The organism is Agrobacterium sp. RC10-4-1 (assembly GCF_014138475.1).
GTDB lineage: Bacteria > Pseudomonadota > Alphaproteobacteria > Rhizobiales > Rhizobiaceae > Agrobacterium > Agrobacterium pusense.
Genome location: NZ_JACJIT010000001.1, coordinates 873937 through 886247, shown reverse-complemented (window position 1 = coordinate 886247; position 12311 = coordinate 873937). Strand labels below are relative to the sequence as shown.

The 12311-nt window shown below is 59.1% G+C and carries 16 protein-coding genes; 10 read left to right on the top strand and 6 right to left on the bottom strand.

Annotated elements, in window-relative coordinates:
* Positions 1 to 2 precede the first annotated feature (2 nt).
* The 9 genes from FHW77_RS04030 to FHW77_RS03990 all read left to right on the top strand — a co-directional run bounded on the left by FHW77_RS04030 (position 3) and on the right by FHW77_RS03990 (position 4479).
* Positions 3 to 1238: a Gfo/Idh/MocA family protein gene (locus FHW77_RS04030; protein WP_004444946.1), complete on the top strand. Its 1236-nt coding sequence runs from the start codon at positions 3 to 5 to the stop codon at positions 1236 to 1238.
* Positions 1239 to 1560: 322 nt separating this feature from the next.
* Positions 1561 to 1731: a hypothetical protein gene (locus tag FHW77_RS04025; RefSeq protein ID WP_004444952.1), complete on the top strand. Its 171-nt coding sequence runs from the start codon at positions 1561 to 1563 to the stop codon at positions 1729 to 1731.
* Between the two features lie 261 nt (positions 1732 to 1992).
* Positions 1993 to 2202, top strand: a complete 210-nt coding sequence (locus FHW77_RS04020) for a cold-shock protein (RefSeq protein WP_003508146.1) — start codon at positions 1993 to 1995, stop codon at positions 2200 to 2202.
* A gap of 110 nt (positions 2203 to 2312) precedes the next feature.
* Positions 2313 to 2603, top strand: a complete 291-nt coding sequence (locus tag FHW77_RS04015) for a hypothetical protein (RefSeq protein ID WP_004444954.1) — start codon at positions 2313 to 2315, stop codon at positions 2601 to 2603.
* Between the two features lie 28 nt (positions 2604 to 2631).
* Positions 2632 to 2868: a 30S ribosomal protein S21 gene (gene rpsU, locus FHW77_RS04010; RefSeq protein ID WP_004444956.1), complete on the top strand. Its 237-nt coding sequence runs from the start codon at positions 2632 to 2634 to the stop codon at positions 2866 to 2868.
* 35 nt (positions 2869 to 2903) lie between these two features.
* Entirely contained in the window at positions 2904 to 3119 is a 216-nt protein-coding gene (locus FHW77_RS04005) for a hypothetical protein (protein WP_004444958.1), read from the top strand.
* A 43-nt stretch (positions 3120 to 3162) separates the two neighbouring features.
* Complete coding sequence (locus tag FHW77_RS04000) at positions 3163 to 3300, top strand: hypothetical protein (RefSeq protein WP_004444959.1); 138 nt, start codon at positions 3163 to 3165, stop codon at positions 3298 to 3300.
* Between the two features lie 551 nt (positions 3301 to 3851).
* Positions 3852 to 4139, top strand: coding sequence for a hypothetical protein (locus FHW77_RS03995; protein ID WP_004444960.1), 288 nt, complete (start codon positions 3852 to 3854; stop codon positions 4137 to 4139).
* 97 nt (positions 4140 to 4236) lie between these two features.
* A complete protein-coding gene (locus FHW77_RS03990) occupies positions 4237 to 4479 on the top strand; it encodes a hypothetical protein (protein WP_004444961.1) in 243 nt (80 codons plus the stop codon).
* A gap of 22 nt (positions 4480 to 4501) precedes the next feature.
* Here FHW77_RS03990 and FHW77_RS03985 read toward each other — a convergent pair whose 3' ends face one another.
* Positions 4502 to 5599 carry an acyltransferase family protein gene (locus FHW77_RS03985; protein WP_004444963.1) on the bottom strand — a complete coding sequence of 366 codons (1098 nt, stop codon included), beginning with the start codon at positions 5597 to 5599 and terminating at the stop codon, positions 4502 to 4504.
* A gap of 301 nt (positions 5600 to 5900) precedes the next feature.
* Here FHW77_RS03985 and FHW77_RS03980 point away from each other — a divergent pair, with 301 nt between their 5' ends.
* Positions 5901 to 6137 (top strand): acyl carrier protein, encoded by a 237-nt coding sequence (locus FHW77_RS03980; protein ID WP_004444965.1) that lies wholly within the window; start codon positions 5901 to 5903, stop codon positions 6135 to 6137.
* Between the two features lie 103 nt (positions 6138 to 6240).
* On the opposite strand, the gene FHW77_RS03975 is transcribed toward FHW77_RS03980, so the two are convergent.
* The 5 genes from FHW77_RS03975 to FHW77_RS03955 all read right to left on the bottom strand — a co-directional run bounded on the left by FHW77_RS03975 (position 6241) and on the right by FHW77_RS03955 (position 12311).
* On the bottom strand, positions 6241 to 7335 hold the full coding sequence (locus FHW77_RS03975) for a glycoside hydrolase family 88/105 protein (RefSeq protein WP_004444967.1): 1095 nt from the start codon (positions 7333 to 7335) through the stop codon (positions 6241 to 6243).
* A gap of 8 nt (positions 7336 to 7343) precedes the next feature.
* Positions 7344 to 8897 carry a polygalacturonase PglA gene (gene pglA, locus FHW77_RS03970; RefSeq protein WP_004444969.1) on the bottom strand — a complete coding sequence of 518 codons (1554 nt, stop codon included), beginning with the start codon at positions 8895 to 8897 and terminating at the stop codon, positions 7344 to 7346.
* A gap of 114 nt (positions 8898 to 9011) precedes the next feature.
* Complete coding sequence (locus tag FHW77_RS03965; RefSeq protein ID WP_004444971.1) at positions 9012 to 10280, bottom strand: ABC transporter substrate-binding protein; 1269 nt, start codon at positions 10278 to 10280, stop codon at positions 9012 to 9014.
* 43 nt (positions 10281 to 10323) lie between these two features.
* Positions 10324 to 11424: an ABC transporter ATP-binding protein gene (locus FHW77_RS03960; RefSeq protein ID WP_004444973.1), complete on the bottom strand. Its 1101-nt coding sequence runs from the start codon at positions 11422 to 11424 to the stop codon at positions 10324 to 10326.
* A gap of 2 nt (positions 11425 to 11426) precedes the next feature.
* Positions 11427 to 12311, bottom strand: coding sequence for a carbohydrate ABC transporter permease (locus tag FHW77_RS03955; RefSeq protein WP_004444975.1), 885 nt, complete (start codon positions 12309 to 12311; stop codon positions 11427 to 11429).

The window sequence follows — 12311 nt, the reverse complement described above, 5'->3', positions numbered from 1 at the left end:
CAATGCCTGAAAGGGTGAAACGCAAACGCTATGCGCTGGTCGGCACCGGCAATCGTGGCACCACCATGTGGGGCCGCGAATTGCTGGCCGGCTGGAGCGACTATGTCGAACTCGTCGGCATTTGCGACCTGAACCTGATGCGCGCTGAGCGCGCCCGCGCCATGATGGGATCGAGCGCCCCGCTTTACGACGATTTCGACCGGATGATGGAAGAGCAGCGCCCGGAGCTGGTGATCGTCTGCACGCCCGACGATACGCATGACGACATCATCATCCGCGCGCTGGAAGGCGGGGCAGACGTCATCAGCGAAAAGCCGATGACCACCACCCCCGAAAAGATTGACCGGATTCGCGCAGCCGAGGCCAAAAGCGGCCGCCGGGTCGATGTCTCCTTCAATTATCGCTTCTCTCCCACCGCAGCCCGCATCAAGGAACTGATCGACGAAGGCGCCATCGGCACCGTTACCTCGGTGGATTTTCACTGGTATCTCGATAACCAGCACGGCGCGGATTATTTCCGCCGGTGGCATGCCTTCACCGAACATTCCGGCAGCCTGTTCGTGCACAAGGCCACGCACCATTTCGACCTCCTGAACTGGTATCTCGACTCCGATCCCGTCGAGGTGAAGGGCTTCGGGCAATTGCTGCATTATGGCAAGAACGGCCCGTTCCGCGGAACGCGCTGTCGCACCTGTCCGCACAAGAATGAGTGTGATTATTTCATGGACCTCGGCGCCGATCCTTTCCTCGATGCCCTCTACGAGGACCCGTCGAGCATTGACGGATACATGCGTGATGCCTGCGTCTTCCGGGAGGACATCGACATTCCCGATACCATGAGCGCTTCGATCCGTTATGCCAGCGGCGTGCAGGTTTCCTATTCACTCAACACCTACATGCCGATAGAGGGTCACCACATCGCCTTCAACGGCCACAAGGGTCGCATCGAGATGCGCCAATATGAAAAGCAGCCCTGGACGGAGCCGCCAGCCGATGAAATCCTGCTGGTGAAGAGCTTCGGCGGCGGTGTTGAGCACATCTGGGTGCCGCATGAGCCGGGCGGCCATTATGGCGGCGACAACCGCATGCGCGACATGATCTTCAAGCCCGGCTCCAACGACCGGCTGCGGCAGCGGGCTGGTTCGCGCGCTGGCGCCATGTCGGTTCTGACAGGCGTGGCGGCACTGAAAAGTGCGCTGGAAGGCGGCGCCCAGCCGGTGAAATCCCTGCCCCTCTAGCTGCCTCAGCCCGTGGCGCCATCCGCCACGGGCAACCACCAAAAAGAACGGGCGATATTCCGCAGATTACGCACTCCTTCCATACCGGTAAATTGATTGCCGGGGGAAGAAAGAGTGAGTCATGTCCAGTTTGCAATCCATCGTTCCGCTCATCATCATCGGCGTCAGCCTCGTCGTATTCTTCAAATGGGTGGGGCGCGACATGAATCGGGAAGAGAAGAAGCCGCGCTCCCGCCGCTGACCGATCACGCCCGCCCGCGCCCTTGCACGGTTACGGAACCTCGTCCTGCCGTCAGCGTTTCCCTGTCAGAAGGAGAACGCCATGACGCAAGAGCAAAAGACGAAAAACGACGACAACAGGGCTTCGAAGGTCAGCGACATTCCTCCTGCAGGTCCGCACGCCAAACCTTCCCTGACCGACCATGAAAAGACACCAGGCGCAGGAAGCCTGCCGGATGGCGACAGCAAGGACGTCACGCCTGGCGCCGGTTGATGACCATTTGCGCCGAAATATCATACATTTATTATATTTCGGCGCATTAACAGTCACTTAGCCCCCGAACCGTCGCGAAATACCTGTTTCTTCACGGTGGTCATTGCAAAATCGAAAATTGAGCTTATATTTGCCTTATCGACCATTGCTTGTGACGTCGTTCTGGAACAGACTGTTCCCCGTCGGATTTCCTCTCAAATAATCGATCTTATCCCGCAAGGTATCGCGGGAACCACAACGATTCTACGAAAGGAAATCGTTATGAACACTGGTACTGTAAAGTGGTTTAACGCCACCAAGGGCTTCGGCTTCATTCAGCCTGACAATGGCGGCACGGACGTTTTCGTTCACATTTCCGCTGTCGAGCGCGCTGGCATGCGTTCTCTGAACGACGGCCAGAAGATCAGCTACGAGATCGTCCAGGACCGTCGGTCCGGAAAGAGCTCTGCCGACAACCTTCAGGCAGCTTGATATTCGTCATTTTGGCACCGCAGACCACGGATGTACTGGCTGCGCTTGCCGATGACTGTGAGAGGTCGGGTTAAAGCCCGGCCTTTTGTTTTTGGGCCATGGAGGTCCTCATGCGTAAAAATTCCTATCATTGCGGTGACACCGTCTTTTTGAAGTCCGGCGTCCTTGGCAATGCACAGCCCGATGGTCCCGGCCGGATCGTGTCAGTCATGCCCGAAGCCCAGGGAACGGTTCGTTACAGGGTGCGTTTCCAGCACGAGAATTTTGAGCGCAGCGTCGCACTCGATGAGATAGACGCATCGATGTCGACGGCCTCGCGGCTAGGCAAAGGCGAAAGCCTCTCGCCACGCGAAACCGGATCAAGCTGGATCAACCTGAACACGATCAAAATCAGAAAGTAGCGGCATTGGCCGCTTAAAGGAGATAGTCTTGCAGGTACTCGTCAGAGACAACAATGTTGAACAGGCCCTTCGCGTCCTGAAAAAGAGAATGCAGCGTGAAGGCATTTTCCGCGAGATGCGCGCCCGCGAATCCTATGAAAAGCCGTCGGAAAAGCGTGTTCGCGAAGAAGCCGAAGCCGTACGCCGCCACCGCAAGCTGGAGAAAAAGAAGATGCAGCGCGAAGGGCTGCTGCCAGTGCCCAAAAAGGCCGCCCGTACCCGGTAAACGCCCTACACCGCACTTCCGCGAAGGAGACTGCCATGGCCGCCACGAAAGAAGTTTTTTTCAAGCCCGGTAAACTGTCCGCTCAGGACAAAGCATCATTGACCGACAGCGCGGCAAAGCAGATCATCAACGCCGAAGCCGACCAGCGCGCCCGCAAGACGGAACGCCTTCGCCAGCTTCGCGAGGCACAGGAAGCGGCGGTTGTCGCCGCCGATCCGGTGCCCGCAAAGAAACGATCCGGTAACAGATAGCGGGCGCTTTTACATCACCCGGTCAACGCAGGAGGACGACACCATGGCAAAGGGTCAGTTGCGCAGTAACAAGGAAATCCGCAAGCCGAAGAAGGACAAGACGAAAACACCCGCCGCGGCGCCAGCCGGTTCGCAGGTGAAGTTCGCAAACGCCACGACAGCGGATGGCAAGAAGAAGTAGGGCACGGTGTCGGCGCGCAGGTCACGACGATAAATCTCTCGTCTGGGAGACCGGACTTGTTTTGGCCATATTGCTCTTCTATATATCTCTCATAGCAACTGCTGGTGAGCGCGAATGAATTCGTCGTTCGCAGTTGTTTTAGTCGCTTCAGACTTTTGACCACGGATGTACTGGCACTGGTGTTGAGAGCGATATGAGGAAGGTCGGTGCAATATTGCCCCGGCCTTTTTTGTTGCCGTGAGCAGCCGAAGATAAATATGCACGACTGCCGCCGACTGCGACGGAATTAACTTGCCTATTCCGCCCAATGGGCGCACCCTCCCAATCACTGAAAAGGGCGTTACCGCCGCTTTACGACGGCCGCTGAAGCCCTCGTCCTGCTCATGTCGTTGACCCGCAGGAACGATACGGACCCACACGACATGAATGTCCAAGGCGCGACGCTTTAATGGCACGGCCTGTCGCTCGGATGCACGGAAGCGGCGTCGCATGACATCCGCAGCGACGCGAGACACCACAGTTTTGGTGAACCCCATAGAAAGGAGGACGTGATGTCTTCCGCATATGAAAATTGCATCATTTCGTCACAGGACCTCAAGATGCTCCAGTCGGTGCTGGCAGACCTCGGTTATGACCGGCACACCATGGACGAGGAAGTCATGCTTTACAACAATGCCGCCCGAAAAGTGATCCAGCTGTTTCAGGGCGGGCTGACCGACCCTGCCGAGCTTTCGAAGGAAATGCGCTTTCTTTTTGGCGTTCATAAACATGATCGCAGTAAATCATGGAAACCGTTGCCACGTTACGCGATTCAGGGGCTGCCGCCTCTTTACCGATAACGGCGCTCTTCCATCCATGACGACAGGGAAACCAAGCCTTCAAAATCACCGATGAAAATAACGGCTTGGCAAATGACGTATATCAGGCAACACTGAAATGGATACCTCCGTGCGCGGATCAGGCGGCACGAAGGTGGCGGATGGAACATGCGCGCTGAAGGCCGGGACAGGCCTCGACGTCAGCGGGTTTCATACCGGCGAGTTTGCGTCTGCGTGGAGAGAGAGTATGACGTATGACTGGAGCGGCCGCAAAATGCGCCGCATGCGAGCGGCGAAACTGACGATCATCAGCCTTGTGGCCGCCTTTGTGCTGACCGCGCCTATCTTTGCCCACTACTGAATTTCAGGCCCGCTTGTTTCGACTAGACGGGCTGGCGGGTTTCTGCGCGTTTCCGCAGACGGTTTTTCACCCATTTCTGAACGGGCTGATCGTAACGGACCGTCAGCCACCATGAAATCCACGTCGTGCCGATGAGAAACAGGACGCCGGCCGGCAGGGCGATATTCTGCTGCGTGATGGACGGGACCAAAAACTCCGTCCATGCCAGAAGCGGAATATGTAGGACATAGACGGCGTAAGACGCCGTACCAAGAAACCCCGAAAGTGCACTCACCATGGGGCTCGGCACCGTTCGGCTGGCCACGAACAGCAGCAGCGGCCAGAGGAGCAGGACGATTGCGAGGTCGAAGTAGGGCCGGACTTCGCGTGATACGGGCACGGCAAGGATGACACAGACGAGCACCAGACACAGCGCGGCCTGGACGGGCCTCAGCTCCGGCACACGGTTGCGGAACCGGTAAACGAGTACACCGGCGAAAAACGAAAAGAATACTCGGCCCATGCCGGCATACATTTCATGCCAACGGAAACCGAGATGCAGCTTTCCAGACGCGGCGGCGGCCACCACCAGCACGATGGCGCTGGCAACGATGACGGCTGCGATCTGCTTCACCGTCGCCCGCACGCCCCAGCGGGCATAGACCACGTTCACCACCAGTTCGTTGAAAAGCGACCACGCCGGGCTGACGAGAAACAGCGCGCCATTGAGGGTCAACGTGAAAGGCGCCGGCAGAAAGAGAAGCCCCGTCACCAGCGCAAAGGCCAGTTCACCGGGATCGATGAGACGATGCAGATCGTCGATCGGCGTCGGCAGACCCAGCAAATAAAGGCAGATGAAATAGGCCACCATCAACGCCAGTGCCAGCACATAAAGCGGATAAAGTCGGGCGAAGCGCGCCTTCATGAAAAAGCCGGGCGTGATAGCCCCGTCACGCAATCTGACGCCATAGGCGTGAGCGAGCACGAAGCCGCTGAGAGCAAAAAACAGATCAACGGCAAGATAGCTCGAGGCCGGATCCCTGCCGAAAAACTGCTCGGCATGGCGATGGACGATAAAGAGCGCAGCCACGCCCCTTATGCCGTCAAGCAAGATGAAGCGTTCCGGGGATGATGGGGCCATGGCGTTGATGCTCAATGAGATAGCGGCAATTGTTCAATGGAAACCAGCTTTACCGCGTCCGGGTTCTCCGCTTCCAGTCACAAACCGTTTAATCTTGCAGTCGCCGCGAATTTTTCCGGACATGGGGTCGAGGCCGGCACCCTTTCGCAGCGGAGAAAGGCGTGCTACGTCCGGATGTCATCGATGTTTCGACCCCGTGACACAGCCGTGTTGTTCCTGCAAATGTGTGATTTTGCAAGAACAAGTTCCGGCAATGTCCATGGGGCAGGTTCGGCGACAACCACTCTCGCGGAGCCTTCTCATGCCCACAATTGCCGAACGTATCAGAAAAATCATCGTGGACCAGCTTGGCGCAGACCCTGCCGCCGTCGTGGACGATGCCAGTTTTGCCGACGATCTCGGGGCAGACTCTCTGGAAATAGTTCAGGTGGTCATGGAGATCGAAGAGGAATTCGGGGTGGAGATTCCGGATTCCGCCGCAAATACGATCCTGACCGTCGGCGACGCCATCCGCTTCATCGAAAAAAGCACGGCTTGACGGTGAAGCGCCGGAGGCGGGCCTGATCCGCCGATAGCGCCGCAACCGGGCAAATTTCGGGGAGTCCCGCTCTAACTATCCTGCTCATCGAGGTGGTGGCACATCAGACCAGCAGGAGATTTTCGGCAAAGGCCATCATCAGGGGACCCACTCCCTTGGCGTCATCGCTAACCACTGGCTCGGTCAGATAATATTCCGGCGAGCCGTCGCGATAATTGCCCTCGAAACCACCAAGTCCAGCGACGTGTACGATGCCGGTAAGACGAGTGACACCGTCTTCGCCCGCCAGAAGCCGGGTCTCCAGCAGAGCCGAAAGCGCGCGACGACCTGCGGACAAAGCCGCGCCCGCCGCCTCTCCCTGCAACAGCCCAAGACGGACCGCACGCAGCAGCGCATAGGAGAACATTGCGGAGGCGGATGTCTCCTCGTAATTGCCCTCCAGATCCGGATTATCGAGAACCTGCATCCACAGACCGCTGCCTGTCTGGCGTGCGACGATCTCAGCCAGGAGGCGCCGTGTGCTCTGTCGCAATTCATTTGTCCGGCCATCATCCGGCAGTATCGTGAGCGCATCCACCAGCGCCATGGCCAGCCAGCCGACCGCACGGGCCCAGACGGCCGGCGATTTGCCGGTCTGCGGATCGGCCCAGCGCTGGGTGCGGCTTTCATCGTAGCCATGAACATAGAGCCCGCCGGTATCCGCCGTCAGGGCAAGTGCCGTTGAAAACTGCCTCAGCGCGTCGTCGATCAGTTCGGGCCGCCCCGTTGCCTGCGCATATTCAATCTGGAACGGAAGACCCATATAGAGACCGTCCAGCCAAACCTGATGCGGATAGCGTTTCTTGTGCCAGTAATTGCCGCAGGCGATGCGTGGATGGCTGCGTAGCTGCCCCGCCAGATGGTCCGCGGCAGCGAGATACCGTGGGTCACCCGTTTCTTCCGAAAGGGGAAAGAGGATACGGCCGGCAAGAATATGGTCGATATTATATTCCTGCGGATCGTAACCGGCGAGTGCGCCGTCGGTCGCTATCTGCACATCGGCGAGCCGGTGCAGATGGTCGCTCCAGCGCGCCTCTCCGGTGGCCTCGGACAGCTGCTGCAGGCCGCGGTAGATGCATCCATCCTCATAACACCAGCTGCCGCCCTTGTAATGCCTATAACGACTGCAGAATTGCTCAAAATATTCAGTGGCTTTCATGGATTTTCTCAATCGCGATCTGAAACAGTGGAAATGGAAGCGTCGCTCAGCATGGCGGGATCGTCGCAGACTATATGTGTCTGTTCGACAACAATCGCCTCATGGCGCATGGGACAAACCCGGTCAGCCATGATGGGAGGTGCGGCGATGGCCGATGGATCGCGCGAGACGATGGTGAGATTGCGGATGGCGACATTGCGTATGGGTGCTTCGGGAAGGCCGAGAAAGACGCCCGCAGCATGGGCGAGATTGCGTATTTCGACATCTTCCACGATAATTCCATCGATGAATGGCGTGCCCTTGTCGATCGGCGCCGGCTGCCGCGACTGTACCCGTTCGTCATGTCCATCAGCATCGCAATGATAGTGTGCATTGGCGGAAAGCGCGGTTTGCACGCCGTCCAGCAGCACCCGGCGCATGGCGATATTGCTGACGATGCCGCCCCGTCCGCGCCGCGTCTTGAGGCGCAGGCCGCGATCCGTGCCGACCATGTCGCAATCCTCCACAGACACGTCATGCACGCCGCCGGACATTTCCGAGCCGATCACCAGCCCGCCATGGCCGCGCTCCATCAGACAATGGCGCACACGAATGCCACGGGTTTCCGCGAGATGATCGTCCTCGCCATCCGGGCCGCGCTTTCCTGCCTTTACGGCGATGCAATCGTCTCCGACCGAAAAACGAACGCCCGATATCGTGACGTTGCGGCAGCTTTCAGGATTGAAACCATCGGTGTTCGGGCTGTCATGCGGCGCGTTGATGGTGAGGCCGGCAGCGATCAAGTCTTCGCAGCCCTGCGGATGGATTGTCCATGAGGCGGCGTTTTTTATCGTAAAGCCGAGAAGCTGGATCTTGCGGCAGGAAACGAGATGCAGGCCGCGCGGCCGCCGCGCGCCGTCGCGGGTTTCTTTTGGCCAGCTCCACCAGTCACCCCTGTCGCCCGAACCATCGAGAACGCCCCTGCCCTCAATGATGAGATTATCTGTCCCGATGGCTTGAACCGGCGCGGCGAAACAGGCATCCGGAAGGCCTTCCCAGCTTCCGAGCATATGGCCCGCATCATCGCGTGCCGGCAGGATCGGCCAGGCTTTACGGCTCGAAGGGGCGCGCAGCACGGCTCCCTCGGCAAGATGGAAGGTCATGTTGCTTTTGAGGCGGACAGGGAAGGACGTCCAGAGACCGGCCGCAAGCCGCAATGTGCCGCCATGCGGCACCGCAGCCACCGCCGTTTCCAGCGCCTCGGCATTGGCACGCGCGCCCTCTTCATCATCGAGCGCGACATCCGGCGCAAGGGAGAACGCCGCAGCCTCCACAAGCCCGGCGCAAGGGCTGGTTCTGAACTCCAGCGCTGCGAACCCCTCGGCCTCGAACAGATAGCCGGTATCCGGTAAGAGATCATGCAGCAGCGTCACCACGGTCGCAGTTTCGCCGCGCCGCTCGTCGCCTTCCGTCGACGACAAACGCCACTCCGTCCTCGCCGGAAGGAAATGGCGAGCGCCGGGTGCGGCGAGGCAAAGCGCTGCCGTTCGCGCTGAAGACGCGATGATAAGGGGTTCGTTCATGTTCATTTCCCGTCTTTCGTCCCTATCCGGCCAGGCCCTGGCGGACATGCCTCGCATGTTCCGGCAGCCGGTCAGTGAGCCCGCCGCCACGGACGCGGCGGCGGGAGATTGCCGTCAATCGAACTTCGCCAGAACATCATTGGTGGAATCGACGATCTGCTCGGCCGCCTCCTCCGCCGTCAGCTGGCCATAGGCATATTCTTCCAGCGTATCGATGAAGGCCGAGCGGATTTCCGGATGTTCGTTGAAGGGCGATACCACCGGCCCGGATGCGGCCATGACGATGGCATTGGCGGCGCGCACTTCCGGCTCGCCCTTGTCGCCCAGACGTGCAGCCGCAGCCTTGGAGGCGGGCAGGCCGCGTGAGGTGCCGAGTGCATCAATGCCTTCCGGTTCGTTCAGCAGGCAGTTCAGGATTTGCGCGGCCGCTTCCGGGTTCTTCGAATTTTTCGAGATCGAAAACACCATGGAGGGCTTACGATAGACGCCTTCGGTTACGGCATCGGCAAGCTTCAGCATCGGGAACGGTTTCAGAACCTGCCCTTCCTTGAGCGGATCGGCATATTTTGAATAGGTCGAATCCCATTCATAGGAGCCGGCAATGCGGCCTTCAGACCAGGACGGCTTTTCATAAAGATTGACATTGCCATCGGCCGCTTCCTCTTTCTGGGAGCGGATGGATCCGGTTTCGACCAGCTTGCCGACAAAGGAAATGCCCTCGGCCAGTTCCTCCGGCGTCCAAGCCACGCGGTTTGTCTTGGGATCGACCAGATCCTTGCCGGTTTTCTGCACAACGGCCAGCGTCACCAGAAGCTGGGCGGTCTCCTTCACGGCGTTGAAGGTATAATAGTCCTTACCGAGCTTTTCCTTGATGGTCTTCGTCGCCGCGAAGAACTCATCCCAGGTCTTCGGAATTTCGACACCCGCCTTTTCGAAGGTCGTGGCATTGAAGAAGAAGACGCGGCCGGTGGTGGAAACGGAAAGCCCCTGCAGCACGCCGTTCATCGACCCCGCCTCCAGATCGCTCTCGGCCCATTGGGAAAGATCGAGCGGCTTCAGCTGGCGCAGATCGGCAAAACCTTCGCCATTCTTGGAAAACAGCGGCAGCCACGGCCAGTTGACCTGAACGATATCAGCTTCCGTCTTGCCCGCCATCTGGGTGGTGAGTTTTTCGAGATAACCGTCGAAACCGGTGAACTCGCCCTTGATCGTGTGGCCGTATTTCTCGCCACAGGCGGCAATCGCTTTCTGGGTGGCGACATGGCGGCTCTCACCGCCCCACCATGACATGCGCAGTTCCGCGGCACCTGCCGCGGGTGCGGTCGCCATCGCCACATAAGCGGCACCGGCAAGCATCGCCATCATTCTGGTCATCATCTTCATTGTTCTTCTCCTCCTCGAAAAATCAGGCACGCCCGTCCGCTCCTCACAGCGAAACGTTGCGCCCATCGGCCTTGTCGAAAATATGCAGCTTCTCCGGGTCCGGCTTCAGGCGCAGAAGACCATCGCGGCCGAGCACCTCGAATTCCGCCGCGCCGACGACGCTGACGACCTTCTGGCCGCCGAGATCGGCGTGCAGATAGACCTCGTGGCCCATGAATTCCGCATTGGTGAGTTTCGCCTGCAGCGCCGGACCATCGGTCGCCTCCGCCAATGAAAAATGCTGCGGACGGATGCCGATGACGGCGTCCGTGGGTCTCGCCGATAGTCGCTGTTCCAGATGCGCGCCGATCGGCAGGCGCTGACCGGCGATCACGAATTCAGTACCCTCGATTGCCACATCCACGAGGTTCATTTCCGGCGTGCCTATGAAGCCGGCGACGAAGAGATTGGCGGGATGGTTGTAAAGCTCCTTCGGCGTCGCGACCTGCATGATGCGACCTGCCTGCATGACGCAGATGCGGTCACCCATGGTCATGGCCTCCGTCTGGTCATGGGTGACGTAGATAACAGTCGATGACAGGCCTTCCGCTTTCAACTGCCGGTGCAGATCGGTAATGCGAACCCGCATGGAAGCACGCAGCTTGGCGTCGAGATTGGACAGCGGCTCGTCAAACAAAAACACACCCGGTTTCTTGATGAGCGCACGGCCGAGCGCCACACGCTGCGCCTGCCCGCCGGAAAGCTGCTTCGGCAGACGGTCGAGCAGCGGCTCGATCTCCAGGATGCGCGCGACATTGTCGATGGCCTTCTCGATCTCCGGCTTGGCGACACCGGCGATCTTCAGGCCGAAGGCGAGATTGCCGCGCACCTTCATATGCGGATAAAGCGCATAGTTCTGGAACACCATGGCAATGGAGCGCTTGCCGGGCGGCAGGTCGTTGACGCGCTGATCGCCGATCAGGATTTCACCACCGGTGATTTCCTCCAGCCCCGCCACCATGCGCAGCGTCGTGGATTTGGCGCAGCCCGAAGGGCCGACGAACACCATGAACTCGCCATCCTCGACGTCGAGATTGATGCCGTGCACCGCCTTGAAGCTGCCGCCATAGACTTTTTCGAGATTTTTAAGTTGAACGCTTGCCATTTTCAGCCCTTGACCCCGCCAGACGAGATCCCTTCAATGAAATACCGTTGCGCCGCGAAGAACACGATCAGCGCAGGCGCGATCGTCAGCACCGACATCGCCAGGATGCGGTTCCATTCAAAGGCTTCGGTGGTGTCGATGGAGAGTTTGAGCGCCAGGCTCACCGGATATTTGTCGACCGAGGACAGGTAGATCAGCGGCCCGAGAAAGTCGTTCATCGTCCACATGAACTGGAACAGGCAGACCGAGATCAGCGCCGGCGCCAGCATCGGTACGACGATGTAGACCAGTGTCTGCAGGCTGTTGGCGCCGTCCACCCGGGCGGCCTCTTCCATGTCCGAGGGCAGCGAGCGCAGGAACTGTACCAGCATGAAGACAAAGAAGGCATCACCGGCGAAAGCCGAGGGCACCCAGAGCGGCAGGAAACTGTCCAGCCAGCCGAGATCCCGAAACAGGATATATTGCGGAATGCGGGTGACGACATTGGGCAGCAGCAGAATGGCGATGACCGAGCCGAACAGGATCTTCTTCAGCGGAAAATCGAAGCGGGCGAAGGCATAGGCCGCCATGGTGCAGGAAATCGCCGTGCCGATGACCTTCGGCAGGATGATCAGGAACGAGTTCCAGAAGAACCGGCCGAAGGTGTAGGGCGTCGAGGTTTCCCAGCCGCGGATATAGCCATCCAGCGTCGGGTTTTCCGGGATGAAACCGGCACCGGAGAAGATTTCCGAATTGGTCTTGAAGCTTGCGCCCACCAGCCAGATCAGCGGGTAGAGCATGACGAGTCCGACCGCGAAGAGAAGCACGTAGCGGACCGAGGTGGAAAGCAGCCTGAGCCGCGCCCGGCGGGCCGCCTGCATGTCGTTTAGGGTTGCGATATCGGTCAT